The organism is Embleya sp. NPDC050154, assembly GCF_044460165.1.
Taxonomy (GTDB): domain Bacteria; phylum Actinomycetota; class Actinomycetes; order Streptomycetales; family Streptomycetaceae; genus Embleya.
In genome coordinates, this window is the sequence record NZ_JBITJP010000038.1 from 49053 (window position 1) to 71143 (window position 22091).

Sequence of the window (22091 nt, forward strand, 5' to 3'; positions counted from 1 at the left end):
GGCGACGGACCGCGCCCGCCACCCGGGCCGCGGGGACGAGTCCGGAAGCCCTCGAAGCCCCGGGAGCCCTCCACGCCCCCGAAGCGCCTGAATCCCCCGTGGCGAGGGCGACTTCGACGGCGCCGCCGACCATCCAAGGCGCCCGCCAGGTCCCCAAGGGCCTGCCGATGTCGGAGGACACCCGCGCGGTGTGGACCGCGATGGCGCGTCTGCCCGCCCGCTCCCCGGTGGTGGCCGTGACGGCGCCGGGCGGAGGTGTCGGGGTGTCGACGGTCACCGCCGCGCTGGGGTCCCTGCTGGCGCTGGCCGCACCCGAGCAGGCCCCGCCGTTGGCGATCGACGCAGGTACCCGGGCGTGGAGCGGGCTGCCCGCGCGGGTGGGTTCGGCGTGCGAGGCGACGTTCAACGACCTGCTCGCTCTCGAAGGCCCGGAGGCGATGTCGCGTCGGGACGCGCGGGCGTGCATGCATGTGGGCCCCACGGGCCTGGAGATGCTCGCCGGCGAGTCCCGGTCCGGCCGCGACGCGGCGCGTCCGCCGATGACGGCCGGGGCGCTGTATCGGGTACTGGCCCGGCTGCGCGGCGCGTACCCGCTGGTGCTGGTGGACGCCCCGGCCGCGGGCGACGCGGTGTGCGAGCAGGCGCTGCGCCGGTCGACGACGGCGGTGTTGGTGGTGCGGGCCAGCAGTGACGGCCCGGAGTACGCGTTGGCGTGCCTGGCCTGGTGGCGCTCGCTGGGCCACGAACGGCTGGTGGACGGCGCGGTGGTGGTGGTCAACGAGGTCGCGCCGAATCCGCCGCGCGAGGTGCGGGCGGGGGAGCGCACGCTCGCGCGGCAGGTCCGCGCGGTGGTGCGGCTGCCCTACGACCGCGAGTTGGCCAAACCGGAGCCGGTGCGACCGATGGCGCTGGGCAAGGCCGCCCGCGGCGCCCTGTTGGAGATCGCCGCCGCGGTGGCGGCGGGTTGGGACTGGACCGCGTCCGCGCAGGCGGACCCCATGACTTCGAAGGACACGACATGAGTTCTCTTGCGCACGCGTTGGTTCGTGCCCACGCCCGGGTGATGTTCCCGGCCGACACCCCGGTGTCCAGCCCGCCCCCCAGCGGCGGCACGGGCACCGGCTCGACCTTCAACTACGAAAGGTTCAAGCCCGACAAGAATGCCGTCCCGCAGGGCGGAGTGCTGGACACCATCGCCAACGGCATGTTGTGGATCGGATTCTCGATGGCCATCGCGGCCTTGGCGGGCGGCGCGGTCATGTGGATGGTCGGGCCGATCTTCGGCAGCCACCACGTATCCGCGCAGGGCAAGACGTTCATGTGGAAGGCGCTGGGCGGCGTCGCCATCCTGGGTGCCTCCGGCGCGATCCTCAAGTTCGTCATCGACACGGTGATCGCGGGATGAGCGCGCGCCGGATGGGTGTGGGCTACACGTCCGCGCACGCGGGACGGCCGCGTGTCCTGGTGGTGCTGTTGGTCCTGGCGATCGTCGCGGGGGCCGCGGGCGGGGCCTGGTACTGGGGGCGCAGTTCGGCGCCCGCGACCGCCGCATCGGACGCCGCCGCGCAGTCGGGCGCGGGCGGAGTCGGCGGCGGGGCCGCGAGCGGTCCCGCCGGAACGCCGTGGGTGCCGGTGCGTACGAGCCAGGCGCCGTCGTATCCGAACACGACGGAGGGTGCGGGGCAGGCCCTGGCCGCGTACCTGCGCAACGTCTTCGCGCTGAGTACGGGTCCGCGTGCGGCCGGGGTGGAGTACGCGCGTCGGATCGTCCTGGCGGGTGCCCCGCAGGAGCAGATCGACCGGCTCGCGGGGTCGACGTTCTCCGCCGATCGCCCGGGCGCGGTCAACCAGTTCGTGCCGATGCGGGTGGTCACCCAGTCCGAGCCGGACGGGCAGGTCAGGGCGTTGGTGTGGGCGATCAACCTGATCGGGATGAAGACCGACGGACGCACACCGGAGGCGACGCCGACACTGTCGTGGGTGACGATGGGCGCCCGCCTTCGGTGGGTGGACGACGGATGGCGGATCGTCGTCCTGAACGAGCCGCAGCCGGGCCCGACACCGGCGACGCTGGGACAGCCGGACACCGCGGATCGGTTCACGGTGGTGCTGGCCGCGCCGGGGGCGGCGGCCGATGGACCGTGACGGTGTGTGGCGGCGGGCGGGTCTGCTCGTGGTCTTCGCCCTGGTGGCTTGCCTGCTGGGGGTGGGGAGTTCATCCGCCGACGATGTGCCGCCGAAGCCCAACCCCCCTGAGCATCCCCACCTGGCATCCGCGTGGCCGGACGTGGGCTGGTTGATGACCCAGCCCATCGACTGCCGCTCGATGTCGATCAAGAAGACGCGGCAGCAGTGCGAGAAGTACGGCTTGAAGACGCTGGGGACCAGGTTCATCGGCCTGGATGGCAGGATCCACTGTGAAGTCCTCAACCCGAAGAACGGCAAACCGTTCTTCGACAAATGTGATGCGGAAAAGATCCGCAAGGAGATCACCGGAGGCCGCACCACCGACCCGCCGCCGCCGGCCCCGCCCAAGCCCCCGCCGGACCCCAACGCCCCGGTGTCGGCATCCCAACTCACGCTCGCCTGGCCGGACGTGTCGTGGATCAAGGCCAACACCATCGACTGCGCGGGTTCCGCACCCGAGGTCTACAACCTGTGCCGTACGTACGGTCTGCTCACGCCCGCGGGCTTCCTGGGCTGGGACGGCAAGGTCCACTGCGACAAGCTTCCCGAGGGCCACCCGTTGGTGGGCACCTGCGATCCCGCGGCGATCAGGGTGCAGATCACCGGCGGGCGCACGACCGACCTCAACGTGGTGCCGCCGAGCACGCAGCCCTGGCTCCGCAAGGTCTTCGAGGGTCTGAGCAAGGCGTGGCCCACGGTCACCTGGATCAAGGACGACGCCGTGATGGAGTGCGGCGAGCGGATGCCGGTGCCGACGCCGGACTGGATGACCTGCACCTACTTCGGGACGTTCCCCGGGCTCTTGGGCGCCGATGGTCAGATCCACTGCGACATGATCCCCAAGGGCGATCCCATGTCGCGGACATGCGATCCGGTCAAGATCAAGGAATCACTGCTCGACAAGAGCGGCAAGACGCTCAATATCAGTTTCGGGGACTTCGTCCCGGATGTTCCGGACACCTTCAAGTCGATCGTCTCGGCTGCCGGGAAGGTCTTGAAACTCCCCGGGAAATTCGCGGGATGGCTGGCCAACAAGGGCCTCGAGCAGCTTGTCAAGGCGGCCGCGGAGAGCGCCGCGACGCTGTTCGCGAAGACGGCCGAGTTCATCTTCGCCAAGACCGCCCCCGATTTGCACGGCACCGCTTTCACCTCGGTGTACGACTCGGTGGCCACGGTGATGCTGGCGTTGGTGTTCATCTTCTTCGTCGCGGCGGTGCTCTTGAACATCGTCTCCGACAAGTTCGGGCACGTGCCCGCGTCGGTGGGCGGTCTGATCCGGGCTGTGCTGGGGATCTGCCTCGCGGCCAAAGTCGCCGACCTCATGGTCAAGCTCTCCGATCAGTGCACGACTGCGCTCCTGGCGTCCAACGAGAACAAACCCCAGTGGAGTGCGCAGGCGTTCGCCGACCAGTTGGGCGAAGTGATGGGTGACGGCGGCATGGTCATCGTGGTGCTGTTGGCCTCCATCTTCGCGATCATCGGACTGATCGCCCTGATGGTGATCATGTTCGTCCGGGGCATCGAGCTGTACGCGGCCGCCCTGTTCGGGGCCATCGCGATGGTGGGTCAGGCGCACCCCCACACCCATACCTGGGCGCGCAAGTGGTTCTGGAACTTCACGGCGTTGGCCTGGAGCAAGTTCGTGATCGCGGCCCTGTGGCTGCTGGCGGGGAGCCTGATCGGCGAGGGCGACTCGTTGGTGGCGGTCCTCAGCGGCCTCGGGATGATCTGGATGATGGTCTACGCGCCGTTCGCGTTGATGAAGATGTTCTCCTTCATCGACGCGCAGGCCACCGGCATCGGCAACGACGTCGGCGCCAAGATGATGAACAAGGCCAAGGACGCCGCGATGCCCGGCAGCGGGTCCGCGGACGATCCCGCCCCGGCCGCCCCCGGCGCCGGACAGGATTCCCCGGGCGGTTCGCCCGCGTCACAGATGGACGCCAACCTCGCGGACGTGGAGTCGGGCATGACCGGCGGCGACGACGCGGACACGGACATGGACGCGGACGACGGGGATTCGGCGCCGGGCGGCGGACCCGCCGAGAACACCGCCGACGGGGCGGACGACCAGACGGGCACCGGGCCCGAGGCGGAGGAGGACGGCGCCGACGACGGCGGTACGCCGGGCGTGCCCGAGGGCGGTGGCGATCCCGGTGCCCTGAACCCGGGCGGCGACCCGGTGGGCGAGACCGCGGGCTCGCCCACCGGCGGCTCGGGCCCGGGCTCGCCCGGTTCCTCCTCGGGCGACGAGCAGATCGCCGCCGATGTGGCGCTGGCCGGAGCCGGAGCCGGAGCAGGGTCGGCCGGCTCGCGGGGCTCGGGGGGTTCGGGCGGGTCGGCTGCCTCGCCCGGCGCGGGCTTCTTCGGTGGATCCGCTCCCACCTCCATGGTGGGCCCGCCGTCCACATCCGCGCCGTCGGACACGTCCGGTGCGGACGGACCCGTGGAGGCGGTCCCGGATGTCGGCCACAACATTTACAGCGGCGAAGAGGCGTGGGGGGGAGTGCGATGAGGTTCAAGTTTTCGCCGTTGGAGTCGCGTGGTGTCCTGATGGGCTTCACACTCGGGCGGCTCGGCGCGCTGGTCGCGGCGCTGCTGTGCGGGGTCGCGGTACTCAGGGCCGATAACTGGCTGCTGAGAATCGTCTGGATCGTCGTCATGGCGCTGTTTCTGGTGATCGCCCTGGCGCGTTGGAGCGGTCGTGCGTTGACCGCCTGGGTGCCGGTGATCTGGGCGTACGCGGCCCAGCGCGGCCTGCGCCAAAACCTGTACCGGGGCGGCCCGTTCGCCCGCAACGCGGTCCAGGAGCACATGGAGCTGCCCGGCGCCCTGGCCGGGTGCGTATGGCTGCCGGCCCGCGCACCCGACGGGCAGCGCGAGGTCGGGCTGATCCACGACCGGCACGCCCGCCAGGTGGTGGCCGTGCTGCGCTGCCAGGGGACCAACACCATCCTGGAGGACTCCTCGCTCCAGGAGCGCCGGGTCGTGGACTGGGGCTCGGTGATGCGCTCGTTCGGCGACGACGAGTCGTTGGCGTCGTGGTCGGTGATGGAACGCACCATCCCCGACGGCGCCAACCGCGCGCAGCGCTTCATCCGCACCCGGATGGTGCGCCCGGACACCCTGGCCGCGCAGTCGCTCAAGCAACTCGTCGCGGCCTCGGCCCCCTCGACGCTGCGGCACGAGGTGTACCTGGCCGTGCGGTTCGACCTGTCGCGGCTGTCCGCGCAGGTCAAGGAGGCCGGCGGGACCGACGCGGCGATCGCCGCTGTCGTGGTGGACGCGCTGGGCGCGCTCGAACAGGGCGTGCTGGACGCCGGCGTGGGCACCGAGGGCTGGTTGTCCCCACGCGGCCTGGCCGGTGTGCTGCGCACCCAGTTCGACCCCGCCGACCTGACCACGCTGGAGGCACGTGGGGTGGACGGGGAGGGCGCCGCCGAGGGGGTGGACCCGAGGCTGGCGGGCCCGGCGGCGACCGAGTCGCACTGGGCGTACTACCGGCACGACTCGGGCTGGTCCCAGACGGTGTGGGTGCACCAGTTGCCGGTGCGCGAGGTGGGCCGGAACTGGCTGACGCCGGTGCTGAACCAGACCTCCTGCCGGCGGTCGGTGACGCTGGTCGCACAGCCCCTGTCGACGGCCAAGGCCGAGGCGATGTCCCGGCGGCAGATGGTCGCGCACGAGGGCGACCGGCGTACCCGGCAGAAGCTCAAGTTGGTCGAGGGCGCCCGGCAACGCCAGGAGGCGCGGGCCGCCTCGCGCGAGGACGAGGAGGTCGCCGCCGGGTTCACCCGGGTCCGGTACTCGATGTTCGTCACGGTCACCGCGGTCGACATCGCCGCGCTGGAGAAGGAGATGCGGGTGGTGCGACGCAAGTTGTCGCAGGCGGGCTGCGAGTCGGTCGTGCTGTACGGCGAACAGGACCAGGCGTTCCTGGCGGGCGCCTTGCCGCTGGCGTACGGACTGGCCCCGATGCGAGGGGTGATCTGAGTGGCACGTCGCAACGACGACCTGGTCCGCGAGGGCAACCGGGGCGAGGAACTGCGCCGCCTGGCCGAGACCCGGGACGAGGAACGCGCCCGCAGACGACTGGAACGGCGGCACTCGCGCGCCGAGTCGGCCTGGGGGAAGCTGACCGGACCACCACCGGCCGACGGCCGCGGCACCCACGGCCGGGCCGCGGGCCGCGTGGCCCGAAGGATGCGGGTCCAGCCGCACACCACCACCACCGCGCACCTGCGCTCGTGGTTCCCCTTCACCAACGACGCCGGCCTGGCCGTGGACGGACCCCTGATCGGGTTCGACGTCTTCTCCCGGACCGCGTTCACCTTCTCGGTCCACGAGCTGTACCGGGCCGGTCTGTTGACCGCCCCCAACGTGGTGGTCATCGGCGAGATCGGCTCGGGCAAGTCGTCGCTGCTCAAATGCCTGGTGTTCCGCAACGTGCCGTTCGGGGTGAAGTTCTCGATCAGCGCCGACATCAAGGGCGAGTACGGGCCGCTCGCCGAGGCGACCGGGGTGACCCCGCTGCGGGTCGGCCCGGGACTGGCCGCGCGGATGAACCCGCTCCAGGGGGTACGGCGCGCGCCGGGCCAGACCGAGGAGGCGTGGCTGGCCCACCAGCGCACCCGCCGACTGCTGCTGGTCGAGGGCCTGTTGGAGATCGAGAAGGGCCAGCGCCTCACCGACGCCGAACGCACCGCCGTCACCTTCGGGATGGACGCGCTCACCCGCGAACACGACGGCACCAGCCCGGACCGACGCGGCGAACCCACCCTCGGCCAACTCCTGGAGGGCATGAGCGACCCGCACCGCTGGCGCACCGACGCGGCCCGCATCAGCGTCGACCCGCAGCGGCTGCTGGAGAGCGCCTCCAACGCGCGCATGGCGCTGTATCGGATCGTGCACGGCCCCCTGTCCGGGATCTTCGACGGCGCGTCCACCTCCAACCTGGACTTCACCGCCGACGGCACCGTGCTGGACCTGTCGGCGATGCGCTCCTCCGACGAGATGACCGCGATGGCGATGACCTGCGCCCAATCCTGGCTGGAGGCGGAGCTGTCGCGACCCGACGGCGAGCAACGCATCGTCGTCTACGACGAGTTCGCCCTCATCGCCCGCTACCTGCCGCTGGTGCGCCGGCTGCGCGAACAGTTCAAGATCGCCCGCGCGTACGGCATGTCGAACGTGATCGGATTCCACCGCTTCTCCGACCTGGCGGCCGTCGGCGACGGCGACAGCGAGATCGTGCGGATGGCACGCGGCCTGATCGAGGACACCGGCGTACGGATCTCCTACCGCCAGTCCGAGGGCAGCCTGGCCCAGGCACGCGAGTTCCTGGGCACCTCCGACGTGGTCACCGACCTCCTCAAGCGGCTCAAGCAGGGCGTCGCGGTGTGGAACATCGGCACCCAATACCACGTGGTCAAGCACCGGTTGAGCCGGATCGAGAAGGAGATGGTCCAGACGGACAGCCGGATGAACCACGTCGGCGACACCCCGGACACCCCCGAAACGTCGTCACCGCCTTCCCCCGCACCGGCGCCGACCGCCATGGGGACCGACGCCGTCTCGACGGCCTCGGGGGTGGGCGTGTGAACCGCGACGGCGGTCGGACCCGCGCCAGTGGCAAGATCACCGCCGGCGAGCCCGAGGAGATCCGCGCCCGCGTACTGCTGGGCCTGTGCACGCTCACGCTCTTCGCGCTGGTGGTGTGGACGACGTGGCTGGCCGGCCAACTCGCCGGCGTCCTCACCCACCGGAGTTGGCCGGACGCGGGCCCCGGCGACGCCCCCGGGACCGCCATACGCTGGATCGCCCACGGCGGCGACCCCGCCCGGGCCTGGCCGGAGCCGGCCCGCGCCGACGTCGGCGGACCGGTGGCGGTGTACGCGGTCCTGACCGTCCTGCTGGGCGCGCTCGTCGGCGCGCTGGGCTGGGGCGTGTGGCGACTACGGGGTCGAACGCGCGGACGGCGCCCGGGATTCGCGACCCCCGCCGACATCGAGGGCCTGCTGTCGGAGGAGGCCGTGCTGGCCAAGGCCGCCGTGGTGCGACCCTCCCTGGCGGGCCGCAAGGGCGTCGAACCCGGGCAGGTTGCCTATTCGCTGGGCCGCGAGGCCGGCACCCGACGCCGGCTGTGGGGACTGTACGAGTGGTCCGGGCTGCTGGTGGCCGCCGAACGCATGGGCAAGACGATGTTCTACATCGTCGACCGCATCCTGGGCGCCCCCGGCGCGGTGATCACCACCAGCACCCGCCTGGACACCCTGCCCGTCACCTACGCCGCACGCGCCCGCCTGGGCCCGGTGTACGTCTTCGACCCACAGCACATCACCTCCGGGATGGACCGCCTGCGCTGGTCCCCGGTGGCCGGCTGCGCCGACCCCCTGGTCGCGATCCAGCGCTCGGCCGGGTTCGTCGCCGGCTCCGGCGTCGGCGGCAAGAACGTCGAGAACGGCGAGTTCTTCGCCGGCATGGCCACCGCCGTGCTCCGCGCCTACCTGCACGCCGCCGACCTGGGCGGATACACCGTACGCACGGTGCTGGAGTGGTCGATGAACCCGGACGATCGCACCCCGGTGGGCATCCTGCGCTCACACCCGGACGCCGCGCCGATGTGGGCCGACCAACTCGCCGAACTCCAAGCCGCGGACCCTCGCCTGCGCGGCAGCGTGTGGGCGGTGGTGCAACGCGCCTTCGACGCCTTCGCCGACCCACGCGTACTGGCCGGCTGCGACGTCGAATCCAACGAGGCGTTCGACGCCGCCGACTTCCTCAAGCGCAAGGGCACCCTGTACATCCTGGGCTCGCGCAGCTCACAGATCTCGGTCGCGCCGCTGATCTGCGCGTTCATCGAGGACATCGTGCGCGTCGCCCAGGACCTGGCCCAACGCTCGGTCGGCTCGCGCCTGGACCCGCCCCTGTCGCTGGTCCTGGACGAGTGCACGAACATCGCGCCGATCCCCTCGCTCCCGAACCTGATGTCCGACGGCGGCGGCAAGGGCATCACCACCATCGCCGCGATGCAGTCACGCTGGCAGGCCAGGGCCCGCTGGGACGAGGCAGGTGCCGCGGCGATGTGGGAGACCTGCTCGGTCAAGCTGATCCTGGGCGGCCTCTCCGACCCGGCCGACCTGGGCAACCTCGCGGACATGTCCGGCCAAGTGGACGAGTACACCCCCGGCGACAGCTTCAGCGAGGGCCGGATGACGTTCAGCCGCTCGGTCCGCCGGATCCCGGTGCTGGAGAAGTCCGAGATCCGCCAACTGCCGGTCGGCCACGCGCTCTTGTTCACCCGCAACCTGCCGCCGATCGAGACCGTGCTCACACCTTGGTGGGAGCGCGAGGACGCGAAGGAACTGGCGGAGTCGCGGGACGCGCTGTACGCCCGGATGGGGATCGAGGGTGGTGCCGGATGAGCGGGGTGGCGGCGGTGGCGGATCGGGGCGACGAGGGCCGGGGCAACGAGGAGTACCTGGCGGAACTCGAGGAGCTGTTGCTGCGGTTGGCGGAGCAACAGCAGAGCGTGGTGGCGCGTCTGCAGGCGCTGGAGGCGGGTGGCGGGCGGGGAGGTACGGACGCGGCGGGGGAGGGGGATGGTCCGGCCACCGCGGACTACGACTGGCGGGTGTTGGACGCGGATGCGACCCGGGCGGCGTGGGAACGCCTGATCGGGTGGGTGGAGTGGCTGGTCTCGGTGTTCCCGGTGGCCGACGTACTGCCCGGGTGCTGGTTCGAACATCCGGTGCTGGTATGGGAGTTGGCCGCCCTGCACCTCGCCTTCGCGGAGGCGTACGAGGTCCCCGACGCGCCGCGCGGCGGAGCGTTGGGGTGGATGGAGGCCCTCCAGCGGGCGCACGGGCGCTGGCGGATGTGGGATCAACACAAGTGCGCGGGGGCGGGTCGGCACAAGTCCGGGCATGCGCAGGCGGTCTGGGCGGCGGGGTGGGCGGAGAACGCCCGGGCGAGGGCGCTCGCGGACGCGGACGAGCGGCCGGCGTCGATGCCGGCCGCGGCACCGGGGACGGACGCCGAAGAGGGCTTCCGGCCGGCGGCGGTGGGGGCGTGAGGCACGTAATCGGGCTGCGCGCCGTGGCGGCGATCGTGGTGGCGGGGGCGTGCCTGACGGTGGGCGGGTGTGCGTTCCCGGGTGGCCCGCCGGGTACCGACTCCGCGGCTGCGCCCACGGGGGCTACGCGGACGGTCACTTCCGGGCCGTCCCGGCCCCCGGCCCCCGCCGGGACGGGCGCACCGTCGGCGTCGGTCCCGTTCGAACGCCCACCCGCGCGCACGGTGCCGCCACCGGTCGCGGCACGGTCCGGCGTGGACCTCGCGGACCCGGCGGCGGTGGCGGCGGCGTTCGCCGAGGTGTACCTGTCCTACCGCTGGGACCACGACCAGGCCTGGTGGCGGCGGGAGCTGGCGCGGTTCGCCACCGAGGCCTGGATCCGGGACCTGCCGGCGCCGGGCGCGGCCCGGGAGAGCGCGGGTTGGCGCACGTTCGTCGCCACGCGCGGCACGGTCACCGCCCGAGTCCATCACGCCGCGGTGGTCCCCGCCGCGCCGGGCGGCCCCGGAGTGGTGTTCGTCCAGGTCAGCGCATGGCAGCTGACGGCACGCGACGGCGAGGTGGACCGCGCGGACGAGGCCCCGATCAGCGTCGAACTACACCGCGCGAACGACGGGGTGTGGCGGGTCGCACGGGCCTGGTCGCTCTGAGCGGTCCGACTGACCTGCCTCGTTGACCCGTCCAGCTGATCTGTCGTACTGAGCGGTCGCGCGGAGCGCGGTCGCGGGTTCACCCATGGGTTCTTCGTCTTCACTTTCATGATTTGGGGGTTCGGAGGTGGTGCGTTTCGTGGTGTCGGTGCTCGCCGGGATGCTGCTCTTCATGGTGTTGGTCCCGGTGCTGCTGCTCGGGGGCGGCGACAGCGGTGGTGTGACGCTCACGGGCTCGGGAGGCGCGCTGCGCGAGGACGCGAAGATCCCCGCCGAGTACCGGCCGCACATCGAGCAGGCGGCGACCAAGTGCCCGGAACTGAACCCGGCACTCCTCGCGGCCCAACTCAAGCAGGAGAGCGCATGGGACCCGCGCGCCGTGAGCAACGTCGGCGCGCAGGGCCTGGCCCAGTTCATGCCGGGCACCTGGACCACCTACGGCGTCGACGGCAACAACGACGGCCGCAAGGACCCGTTCGACCCGATCGACGCCATCTACTCGATGGCCAACTACGACTGCGTGGTCCTCAAGGAGGTCGCCGGCATACCGGGCGACCCGATCGAACTGATGCTGGCCGCCTACAACGCCGGCCCGGGCGCGGTCAGGAAATACCAGGGCATCCCGCCGTACGCCCAGACCCAGGAGTACGTGCGCATCATCAAGGCCACCGCGGCAGAGCTGGCCGCGGCGGCAGCGTCGGCCGAGACCGGCGAGGGCATGACGGCCATCATCGCCTGGGCCCAGCAGCAGTTGGGGACGTCGTACTCCTACGGCGGCGACTGCACCGACGCGCACGGCCCGAACATGGCGCGGCACTGCGACTGCAGCAGCCTGATGCAGATGGCATACCTGCGCGGCGCCGGGCTGAAGCTGCCCCGGGACACCTACGGCCAGATCGACGCCGGCCCGAAGGTGACCGGACAGCCGCTGCTCCCAGGGGACTTGGTCTTCCCGAACGAAGGCCACGTGGGCATGTACGTGGGCACGATCCCCGGATTCGGCGACGACACGATCATCGAGGCCCCCAAAACCGGCCTCAACGTGCGCTACGCGCACTTCCGCGACTCCGGCTACTGGTCGAAAGGCGTGGTGGTCCGCCCCTCGGTCCTGGCGCAACTGGCGGCCGTGGCCCCCCTCGCGAAGACCGGAGGAGGCGAAGGACAGGGCGGCTGGACACTACCGCTGGCGTCGTACACACTGACCGCCCGCTTCGGCCAGTCCGGCGACCGCTGGGCCCACAACCACACCGGCCTGGACTTCGCCGCCGGCGAAGGCACCGACGTCCGCGCGGTGGGCGGCGGCGAGATCGTCGAGGCGGCCTGGGCGGGGGCGTACGGCAACCGCATCGTCCTGCGCCACGGCGACGGCACGCTCACCTGGTACTGCCACCTGTCCTCGTTCGTCCGCCCCCAAGGCAGCGTCGCCACCGGCGAGATCATCGCCAAGGTCGGCTCGACCGGCAACGTCACCGGCCCCCACCTCCACCTCGAAGTCCGCCCCGGCGGCGGCGCCCCGATCGACCCGTACGCATGGCTGCAAGGCAAGGCCCTGAAACCGTGAACATCCCACCACAGGGGGAGAGTCCCATGACCGATTCCGACCACGTGACCCGTCGGCGAGCGGAAGCCGCCCGCATCCTGACCATCCTCGAATCCTGGTCCCGCACCCACTTATCCGACGTCGAGACCCGAGGCGACCGCACCGCGATCGCCCACTGGACCCGCGAAACGAACATGTACACCCACGCCCTCCGCTCCCTCCCCAGCGCAGACGCGGAACGCGTCGAGGAACTCATCACCACCCACGGCCCTCTGGCCCAGGTGGTCGCGCGGCCGTGAACAGCCGCCGAAAGCAAGCCGGTTGCCTCGGCATCCCCGCGCTTCTGCACAAGTGGAGCACACCCCGGCCGGGCCCGCCCGGGGTCTCGCCATCCCCGTTGCGCCCCGGACACGGCGTGTGATCACAACCGGCCGGTTGTCGGCCCGCTCACGGTCGAACGCCCAGCTCGGTCATCTGCTCCCGCTCGCGTCGCTGCCCTCGATCAGTCTCGGCATCGTCCCGCTGTCGGCGAACCGCACGACACTGTGTCCGGTGGAGGACTTCCGGATCTTCGACGGGCGACGCGCGGAGCCGCAGTGCGCAGTAGCCGGGTTCTCACGGGCGTGTCGAGGACCGTTCCGGGTCGCGACGGGGGGAGACCACGCCGTGTGTGGTTCGCGGGCTCGACTGTCGGGTCGTTGGCGACCCTCGAGGCCACACCGCGTCCTGCCGACCGTGACGGCCGGCAGGACACGCGTGGGCCTGACGCGGCTGTTCGGCCGCATCCGGTGGTACCTGCGCGAAGCCACCGGTGAGGCGACTGCGACCGCCCCTGCCGGCGCCACCTGCGCAACCATCCTGACGCGCCCGTGCCGTCCCCGCGGGCCCATGAGGCGTGGCGGACGAAGCAAAGGGAGGAACGCCCCCAGGCCCACTGCTGTCGACGGTGCGCGGAAAGCCACCTCCGTATCGGGCAGCGGACACCGTCGGTACGGGGACGCGCGCACGCGCCCGATCGGGCGCGTGCGCGTTCACCGGGGCACCCTTTCTCGAGGCGGTGCCGTCCTCGCCGAGGCCACCCGGGCCTCGGCGAGGACGATCGCACGGCCCGTTCGGCGCTACGCGAGGTCCGGCGCGTCGCCCTCCTGGACGCGTCGCCAGGCCCGGCGGTACAGGTCCGCCGCCGGCTCGAGCGGCACGAGCACGCCCAGCGGCGGATATTGACCACCCGTCAGGCCGAACAGCGGTAGCTTCCACGCCTCCAGGGGTAGTTGCGGCGACTTCTTCGCCAGCCACTCACCGGGCACGAACAGCGAACGCCCGGCCCTGGCACGCCGCGCCGGCAAAACCAGTTCGGTCGTGGCCAGTTCGGCCCGCGCCGCAGTCAGCCGGGCCGGTTTCCAGCCCGTCCAGCGCGCGACGTTGCGGTCGGTCGGATCCGGCATCGCCAGCAGCATCAGATACATGGCGACGGCGTCCTCGCCCAGTCCGTACACGCTGCCGAGCTCGCCCACCAGGTCGGGCACCGACCGGGTGGGGTCCTGCGGCCACCACGTGCCGTCCGGACCGTGCCCACCGGCCGCCGGGTCACCGGGGTCGGCGAGGAGCGCGGCGAAGGCCGGATCGAACGCGAGGCGCAGCGCCTCCCGGGTCGGCTCCGACCTGCGGGTCCACTCGTCGAGCGCGTACACCTCGCGCAGGTACGGGTCGCTGCCGGCTTCGTCGAGCAGGTCGGTTCGTACGACCAGGTTCGACACGATGCCTGCGTACCGGTCCCAGTCGAGCGCGGCGATCACGACCGCGCCGTACCGCTCCCATCCGTCTCCCGTTTCATGCGGACTGCCCGCGGCCTCGCGGAACGCGCCGTAGTGGACGTTCGGGCCGAACTCGAGCACCATGCCCGCGGCCGACAGCCGCTCCCGGATCAGGCCCAACGCGGTGGACAGGGCGTTCCGCAACGGGTCGCCGGCGGGCAGCCGGTGGGCCAGCCAGGCCGCCATCGCGGTCGTACCGACCAGGACGCCGTTGGAGAAGCCGCGGCCCGGCGGCCCGGCCTCGGAAACCTCGCCGCGCTTGGTTCGCCACCCGAGATCCCGGGTCAACTCCGGCGAAGAGGTCGGATCGAGTACCGCGCGCAGTGCGGGGTCCGCCGGCCACGGTTGCTGCCAGGGTGACATCGACGCCGGGTCGGGTACGCCCGCGGCCTCGGCGAGCAAGGCGTCGGGCAGCGGCATCCGCCGACCCACCCGCGCGTTCCACACCGCGATGGCGGCGGTCACGTCCGGGCCGTCGGTCCACAGTCGCGCCGGGTCCGCCGGCAACAGCGCCGCGACCACCTCCGCGGGAATCCGGTCGAGCGCGAGTCGAGCCACGTCGGCCGCCGCGACCCGGGTGTCGGCCGGTTTCAGGCCGAGCATCTCGCGCAGTTCGGCGGCCGGGGCGTCCTTGCCCGCCGCTGCCGGCAGGCCCGCCACCACGAGCCGGGCGAGCGCGCGGGAGACACCGGTTGCCTCGGCGAACTCGTCCGCCGCCGCCGGGTTCCACCCGAACTGCCCACGCTCGGCCCACTCCGCCAGGAACGCGCGCAGCGCGCCCGGCTCGCGGTCGGCGCCGATCGGTTCCACGGCCGTCACCGTGTACGGCGCGGGCACCTCGAACCGGCCCGTCGGGTCGTGGAACAGCGCGGTGAAGTCGCAGCCCGAATCGCGGCTGCGTGAGCCGTGCTCCGGGTCGTTCGCCGCCACGACGACCAGGAACGCGCCGTCGGGAAGCCGCAGGACACCGCGCGAACTGTCGTGCCAGTCGCTCCGCCATCGCGCGGCGACCAACGCTTCGTGCTCCAGCCGCAGTTCGACGCGTCGCCAGTGCCCGTCGCGCGCCGAGTCCAGACCCAACACGTCGATCGATTCCAACAGCCGGCGCAGCGCCTCGCGCTCCTCCCGCGGCGTCGTGGGGGCCGCGGCCCGAAAGGCGACGGCGTCACACACCCCCAGGAGAGTGCCCCACGGCACCGAGGAACTGCGCAGTTCCGCCCCGCCGAAGTGCAGTCGCTCGTCGATCTCCCCGGCCGCGGGTGACGGGCGCTCGTCGCGCAGCGCCTCGAGCAGCGCGCGGAGTTGCCGAAACGCGAGCTGGACGCCCTGAATCCCGTGAAAGCCCACCGCCTTCGAATATCGGCTCAGGTACAGGCCGGCGAGCGCCTTGCCCAGCAGGGAATCGCTCGGATCGGTGCGCGGATCGCCGAACTCGCGCTCGGGGCGTCGATGCGCGACAAGCCGGTCGGCGACGCCGTCGAGGACGGCCTGCCGCTCGGCGGTGAACCGCACCACGCCCGCCACCCCGGCCGCCAGGGTGTCGCTGCCGATCCCCGGGAGCAACGCGCGCACCGTGCCGGGCAGGTCCACGCCCTCGGCCGTCGCCGCCTTGAGCAGCGCCGCCGCCGTCTCGTGGTCGATCGCCCGCAGCGCGGCGGAGCCCTGTGGGTCGCGCGGGCGCAGGTGGGACCAATACGCGGTCGGCGGCAGCGTCGGGTGACCCGCGACGAAGCGCTCGTCGGCCACGGCCGTGACGACGCCGTCGGGGTCGAGCAGCAGGACCCGGTCGTCCCGGTTCCGGACCAGGGTTCGGAGACGAGCGTCACCGGGCAGGGTCAACGCACCGAACGGGTGGTTCTCGAAGTAGTCGTCCCGCAGCCGCGCGGGCATCGTCACCGAGCGCCCCGCCAGGTCCCGGCCGCGCATCGAGCCGTCCGGCAGGACGGTCACCTCCCACGCGAGCAGCCCGTCCACCGGAACCCCGAGCGGGGTGGACTCCGCCGAGGGGGCGGGGCGTACCCAAGCGTGCCTGGACGGCGGCGCGGCGGTCGGGAAGTCGAGCGCGGACAGGTCGCCTCGTTCCCCGGTCGTCGGGTCGTGGCCGAGCCAGGACGACGAACTCTCGTCCCACACCCGGAACGTGGTCCCGTCGCCGATCACCGGCAGTTCGTCGGGCACCACGTCGTCGCCGGGGCGCAGCGTCCCGCCACCGGTGGTCCGCCCGCCGCCCGGTACCGGCAGCGAGACCGCGCCGGTACGCAGCGACCACTTCTCGGGGTCGGGCTTCCCCCGCAGCGCCACGACCTCGTTCTCCGCCGCGTCGGGGCGGTGCCAATACCCGAACAGATTGTTCGGGTAGGTCCGCCAATAGACGAGCAACGCGCCATCCACGAAGTGGAACGCGGGCCGGCCACGTCGGTCGCGTTCGGGCGGCAGCCGTGCCTCGTGGCGCAGCACGCAGCCCTCGGGGCCGAGCACGCGCACCTCGGGCCCCTTCGCGACGATCAGATGCGGCCACGCGTCCGCCATGACGGGGTTGGTGTGGGTGCGACCGCCGCCGGTAGCGTCCTCGAAGTCCGGCCAACTCAACTCGTCCAACAGCCCGCCCCGCAGGGTTCGTACGAGTTCACGCACGAGGTCGACCCGCGCCGCCGCGGCCACCTCCTCGGGGGCCAACGCCACGATGTCGTCCGGCAGCCACGCGAGTCGTCCGTGCGCGGCCGGCAGTTGCGGCAAGCCCTCCGCCACCGCGGACCGTCGCGCGACGTCGCACACCCATCCCGTCAACAGGGTGCGCCCGCCAGGCGAAGCGGCCAACGTGCGCACGGCGCGCAGATGGTCCCCATCGTTGTAGAAGCCGTCGGCGCCCCGGCCGAACGCCCCGGCGAACCGCGGCTCGGCGGCCAGCGAGAGCAGGTCGCGCCGGTCTGCCTGTTCGGCCCATCGGAGCGGTTCCAGTCGGGTAAGCGGCCCGGGGTCCGCCACCGGCACGTCCAAGGCCAACAGCAGGTCCAACAGGTCGAGATCGCATTCGAGCGTCCTGCCCATCGCGACCGTCCGACCCGACGCGATCAGTTCGGAGCGCAGCCGGTCGGCCACCCGCGTCACCACGGCGTGCAGCAGCGGCAGTCGCGGGTCACCGCCCCATCCGCCGCCCCACGCCCGCAGAACGCGGTCGAGCCAGCCGGCCGTGCCGTCGGCGGGCCGCTCCGGCGCGCTCACCTGGGCGCCGTCGCCCAATCCGGCGGTGGCCCCCGACGCCTCCAGCAACGCCAGCCACTCGACGATCAGCGCCCGGGTCTGGTCGCCGGTCAGATTGGCGTGGCTGCCGGGCATCAGCTTCAGCAGCATCCCCCGGACGGCCGGATCGCGCCGCGCGAGGTCGACCAGAGCCGGCCGGTGCGCACTCCACCAACCCGACGGCGCGTCGATTACCGCGGGAAGGGCCAGCATCTCGGCGAGGTAAGCCTGTTCACGCGCCGCCTGATCGCCCGCTGCGCGCGCGAGCCGGCGCACCGCCGAGGCCATCTGCGCGGACGGGGCCAACCCCGCCTCCGTGCGTCGTACACACAATCGGGTGAACCGGCGGAAGGCCTCCGCACCCGAGAACCGGGTCGTCAGGTCCTTCGAGTACTCCGCGACCGCCTTGGCCGGCAGCGCGTCGGCGACCGCGAACTCCAGGAACACCTCGTCCACGTGTTCGTCGTCCACGCTCAACCCGTGCTCGGCCTCGGCCAGGCGCGCGGCGCCGAGCATCTGCGCCGCGAACGTCGCATGCCGCGTGCTCAGGAACACCCGGCCGGCGTACTCGTGGAGCGCGGGTAGCAGGTGCGGGTAGGAGACGCTCAGCTCGTGGGCGATGCGTTGATAGATCCCCAACGCGGTCTTGGGCGCGGACCACGCCCGATCGCGGGCCCTCGCCAGGTCCTTGGCCAGGTCGGGGAGTAACACGAACACCTTCGCGGCGTCGTGTGGATGGTGCAGCCGTATCCACTCCGGGAAATCGGCCGACTCTCGCGTGCCCACGCTCGTACACCTCTCGGTGATCGTACGGCGCCGGCGAACCGGCGCCCGGTCGCGGCAAACCATACGGGTGCTTCCGGACACCCGCCCCCGCGAGACGCGGCTCCCAGGCATGCGGCACCCACGGGTGCGGGCGGGGCGACGCGTCACAGCCCAACGAACGTACCCCCCGGCGGGCGTGACGATCCCGCCGAGCAGTGCCAGGACCAGAATCAGCCGGCGCACCCGGTCGTCCGGGACCTTTCCCTCGACGCGTCCCTGGGCGAGTACACCCAGGACGAGTCTCCGACGCACACCCACATGGAAGGGGCCAGGCTCGGGGCATCCTCGGCCCCGACCGAAAAGACGTCGACGACCACTCCGTAGAACCGGGCGTCGGGCACGAGCTGGCCGCCGACCATCCGGCGTCCGCGGCGTACGACGACACCGGCGGACCACCCTCTCCCGCCGCGACGTTCACCACCCCGCTCGCGGCTCCCACACCGATCGCGTCCCGACGCCCGCGCAACGCCTGCACCCACAGGCCGTAGGCCACACCCGCGAACGGCCGCGACGACGACCAGCCCGATCCCCACCGGCAACGCCCCGCCCACCCACGGGGGTGGGTCGTCGAGCGGCAGTTCGCCGCCGAACAACGCCAGGCGCCTGCCACCACCGCCGTCGGACCACAAGGGCGGCATCGAGAACCTCAACCACTGCGTGGAGCGGATGCTGTTTGCCGCCCTGCCCGGCCACACCCCCCAACAACCCCGCCGACGACCCGACCGCACACCCGCCGGCCCGACACCGTCCTTTCGCGACTTCATCGCCGAACTGTCGGCCTGGGCGCACTGGAGGGCCACCGAACACCACCCGGCAACACCGAACGGCCGCACCCCCCTCGAAGCCCGGAGCGCCGATTCCACCCCGACGGTGACACGCTCGTGACACCAACGCGTCCCGCGCCCCACAGGCGCCCCATCGGAACGATGGCCCGCTTCCGCGTCGGCGAAAGCTGCCATGTGCCAGTCCCGTTCGCGTCGCCGGCTACGTCCATCGCATCCCGAGCGCGTCCAACGCCGCGATCCGCTCGGCCGGGAGTTTCGTCCTCCTGCTCCTGGTGGTGCTCACCCACAGTCCGAGCCGTACGTCCTCCGCCCAGCCGTCGAACGCGGTCACGGTCTCCACGGGGCCCGCGGCCCCTCCATGTGCCCCACCCGGGCTGGGTACGCCGCCGCCGCCGCGGCGAGCGCGATCGCCCACGCCTGCTCGCGCGTGCGCTTCGGCCGAGCCCCTCCGGCACCGCGGCCTCGGCCGCCTCGTTGACCAACGTGAGTGGGGTGAGCCCGAGCGCGAGCAGCTGCTCGCGTTGTTGCCTGGTTGAGGCCGTCCCATCCGGAGCGCTGCCGGGCGACCCGCCGCCCGATCGCCGTCCTGCGGTGCACGACGCCCAGGCCCACGCCGTCCGACCGCGCTCTGTCGCCCTGTTCGGCCAGGAAGTCGGCTGCATGCCTGGCGTGCCGTTTGCTCCGTCCCGGCCGTTTTGAAAGATCTTGTCGATTGACCATGTGCCGACCATTGGATTTGCAGGATCTGGGACGGATGGTCGGTTCTGTTGGGAAACCCCGTGGACGGTGGACGAGGTCGCCTCTCGGTGGCCGTTCGTGTCGTTCCTGATCGGTGTCCTTTCCGAGGGCTGCCTCGGTGGGTGAGGCTTGGAACGCCCGGTCGACGGGTCGTGGCCGCGGTTGAGCCGCTGCGGTGTCGCCGGTGTGGCGGTTCCTGCGGCGCCGCTCGGCTTCCGGTCACGTTTTCCTGTCTGATTTTCCTTGCGACTTTCGGTCGGGTTATCGGTCCGGGGCTCGGGCCTGTCGATGGCGCCGTGTGGTGTTGCCGGGCTGGGGAAGGCGGCTGCGGCCAAGGAGAACGAGGGGGCGGAGTGACGACCGGATCCGCCACGGGGGTCAACGCCGACATTCTCGGCGAACTGCTGCTGTTCCTCGCCGAGAACGGTTTCGTCGAACACGTGGGATCCTGGGTCGGCGACGCCACGCGGAAGCTGCCCGTCACCGGCGCGCGGGTGGGCCGCGCCGTGCGCGACGCGGCCCCGGGATGTCGGGTCAGCCGTCGCTCTCCGTTCCTTCGGCCGCTGCGGACACGGCCGGGTCGGCCAACGCGCGCACCGCTGCCCCCGCCACGCCCGCGCCGGTCATCCCGAGGGCGCCGGCGACCACGATCGTGTACGCGCCCATGTCGATCGTCGGAAGCGGCGCGCCCGGCAGGGTGGCGCCGAACGCGGCCGCCGCGGCCCACGCGACGGCGGTTCCGGCGGCGATGCCCACGGCGGCCGTGAGCGCCGTCTCCACCGCCAACATGCGTGCGACCAGGGCGCGCGGGGCGCCGATCAGCCGCAGGAGTGCGAACTCCCGGCGGCGTTCCAGGGTCAGCGCCGCCGACGAGTTGACCGTGGCGACGGCGCCGAAGCAGGCGAGCAGGACGAGTTCGGCCTGCCGCAGCCACACGTCGCCGGGCGAGGCGACGCCGGCGAGCGCGGACCCGGCGTCGAGACGCGACGTGTGATCGATGGTGTCCGAGACGAATCGGAACGTGCAGGCAAGACCCGTCAGGAGGGCCACCGGGACCACCGCGGCCGACACCCGCCGGGCGTGCCCACGCAGATTGGCCGCGACGAGTCTGCCGACTCGCGGCGCGTACGGGCGCAGCGGCACCGCGGCCGCGGCGTGGACCAGGAACGGCCCGAGCAGCGCCACACCGAGCAGCAGGATCAGGGCTGCGAGCAGCGCGCCCTGGCCGGCCTCGTCGGGCGATCGGCCGCGCAGGAACATGCAGAACCAACCGCCGGTTGCGAGTACGACGACACCCGCGGCGAGCCGGAACAGGCTGCGGGCGGGCGCCGGCGCCACCGGCCGCCCGGATGTGGCACCGCGGGTGGCGATCGGCACCACCACGGCGCCCACCAGTACCGCCACGGCGGACGCCGTCGCCATCGGGACCGGTGCGGCGGGGACGTCGATTCCGTGCGCGGCCAACCCGTGCGCGGCCAGAGCGTCGACGAACCACCGCGCGCCGTACGCTCCCGTCGCCCAGGCCGGCGGACCGACCACGGCCACGACCGCGGCGATCTGGAGCCGGACGAGCCGCCGCACCTGGCGGGGGGTCGCGCCTGCGGCGCGCAGCAGGACGAGTTCGCGCTGCTGCTGGCGGGTGGCGTAGCCGAGGGTGGTGGCGACCACGAACACCGCCGCGACGACGGCGATTTCGCCGAACGCGCCGCCGAGGAGCGCGAGTCCGGCCCGGCCGTCGGGGGCCGGGGGTGCGGGGGTCGCGACGAGCGTCCCGAACAGCGTCACGGACGCGATGGTGAGGAAGACGGCGGCGGCGACTCCGGCGAACGTCATGGGACGGGCCCGCATCCCGGCATACGCGAGGCCGGGCATCGCTGTGGTTCTCATGTCTCCAGCGTGGCCGCCCGACCGGCCCCCGGCCGAGGGCGCAGCCTCCCGTATCGGGGTTCGGGAAACCACACCCCCGACGCGGCCGAAGCACCCAGGGAACCGAGACGTGGTGTGCCCACGGCCGCGGGTGGTCCCGTTCCAGCCGAACCGGAGACCCATCCGCCGTTGTCGACGTTCAGCCGGCGCCCGGCAGATCCACCCACGAGCGCCGCGTTCAGGCTTTCGGACTCGCGGATGGGCGCGCCGACGTTGTGGAGGCACTTCCAACTCGCCCAGCCATTCGGGAAGTCCGTGGCAGGCCTGGCGTACGCAGGGTGGCGGCCGTCCGTGTGCGAGGGCAGCTCCCAC

Annotated in this window: 14 protein-coding genes; 11 read left to right on the top strand and 3 right to left on the bottom strand. The window is 72.3% G+C overall.

Annotation, left to right across the window (positions count from 1 at the left end; all coding sequences use genetic code 11):
- Positions 1–167 precede the first annotated feature (167 nt).
- From ACIBSV_RS46010 to ACIBSV_RS46060, 11 genes are all read left to right on the top strand, one after another.
- Positions 168–1022, top strand: a complete 855-nt coding sequence (locus tag ACIBSV_RS46010) for a MinD/ParA family protein (RefSeq protein WP_395873511.1) — start codon at positions 168–170, stop codon at positions 1020–1022.
- Positions 1019–1405 carry a hypothetical protein gene (locus tag ACIBSV_RS46015; RefSeq protein ID WP_395873512.1) on the top strand — a complete coding sequence of 129 codons (387 nt, stop codon included), beginning with the start codon at positions 1019–1021 and terminating at the stop codon, positions 1403–1405. Before ACIBSV_RS46010 ends, ACIBSV_RS46015 begins: the two co-directional genes overlap by 4 nt.
- Positions 1402–2145, top strand: coding sequence for a hypothetical protein (locus ACIBSV_RS46020; protein ID WP_395873513.1), 744 nt, complete (start codon positions 1402–1404; stop codon positions 2143–2145). Before ACIBSV_RS46015 ends, ACIBSV_RS46020 begins: the two co-directional genes overlap by 4 nt.
- A complete protein-coding gene (locus tag ACIBSV_RS46025; RefSeq protein ID WP_395873514.1) occupies positions 2135–4702 on the top strand; it encodes a hypothetical protein in 2568 nt (855 codons plus the stop codon). The genes ACIBSV_RS46020 and ACIBSV_RS46025 overlap by 11 nt, the downstream gene beginning before the upstream one ends.
- Positions 4699–6180: an SCO6880 family protein gene (locus ACIBSV_RS46030; RefSeq protein ID WP_395873515.1), complete on the top strand. Its 1482-nt coding sequence runs from the start codon at positions 4699–4701 to the stop codon at positions 6178–6180. The genes ACIBSV_RS46025 and ACIBSV_RS46030 overlap by 4 nt, the downstream gene beginning before the upstream one ends.
- Positions 6181–7788, top strand: coding sequence for a hypothetical protein (locus ACIBSV_RS46035; RefSeq protein ID WP_395873516.1), 1608 nt, complete (start codon positions 6181–6183; stop codon positions 7786–7788).
- Positions 7785–9611, top strand: a complete 1827-nt coding sequence (locus ACIBSV_RS46040; protein ID WP_395873517.1) for a type IV secretory system conjugative DNA transfer family protein — start codon at positions 7785–7787, stop codon at positions 9609–9611. Before ACIBSV_RS46035 ends, ACIBSV_RS46040 begins: the two co-directional genes overlap by 4 nt.
- Positions 9608–10261, top strand: coding sequence for a hypothetical protein (locus ACIBSV_RS46045; protein WP_395873518.1), 654 nt, complete (start codon positions 9608–9610; stop codon positions 10259–10261). Before ACIBSV_RS46040 ends, ACIBSV_RS46045 begins: the two co-directional genes overlap by 4 nt.
- 254 nt (positions 10262–10515) lie before the next feature.
- The gene (locus ACIBSV_RS46050; RefSeq protein WP_395873519.1) at positions 10516–10911 is read left to right on the top strand and encodes a hypothetical protein; all 396 of its coding nucleotides are present in this window, start codon (positions 10516–10518) and stop codon (positions 10909–10911) included.
- Between the two features lie 127 nt (positions 10912–11038).
- Positions 11039–12472, top strand: a complete 1434-nt coding sequence (locus ACIBSV_RS46055; RefSeq protein WP_395873520.1) for a peptidoglycan DD-metalloendopeptidase family protein — start codon at positions 11039–11041, stop codon at positions 12470–12472.
- Positions 12473–12498: 26 nt separating this feature from the next.
- Positions 12499–12750: a hypothetical protein gene (locus ACIBSV_RS46060; protein WP_395873521.1), complete on the top strand. Its 252-nt coding sequence runs from the start codon at positions 12499–12501 to the stop codon at positions 12748–12750.
- An 819-nt stretch (positions 12751–13569) separates the two neighbouring features.
- Here ACIBSV_RS46060 and ACIBSV_RS46065 read toward each other — a convergent pair.
- The 3 genes from ACIBSV_RS46065 to ACIBSV_RS46075 form a co-directional block, all read right to left on the bottom strand.
- Complete coding sequence (locus ACIBSV_RS46065; RefSeq protein ID WP_395873522.1) at positions 13570–18291, bottom strand: DNA-binding protein; 4722 nt, start codon at positions 18289–18291, stop codon at positions 13570–13572.
- Between the two features lie 1023 nt (positions 18292–19314).
- Positions 19315–19455 (bottom strand): helicase associated domain-containing protein, encoded by a 141-nt coding sequence (locus ACIBSV_RS46070; RefSeq protein WP_395873523.1) that lies wholly within the window; start codon positions 19453–19455, stop codon positions 19315–19317.
- Between the two features lie 932 nt (positions 19456–20387).
- Positions 20388–21740 (bottom strand): FtsX-like permease family protein, encoded by a 1353-nt coding sequence (locus ACIBSV_RS46075; protein ID WP_395873524.1) that lies wholly within the window; start codon positions 21738–21740, stop codon positions 20388–20390.
- Between the last annotated feature and the right edge of the window lie 351 nt (positions 21741–22091).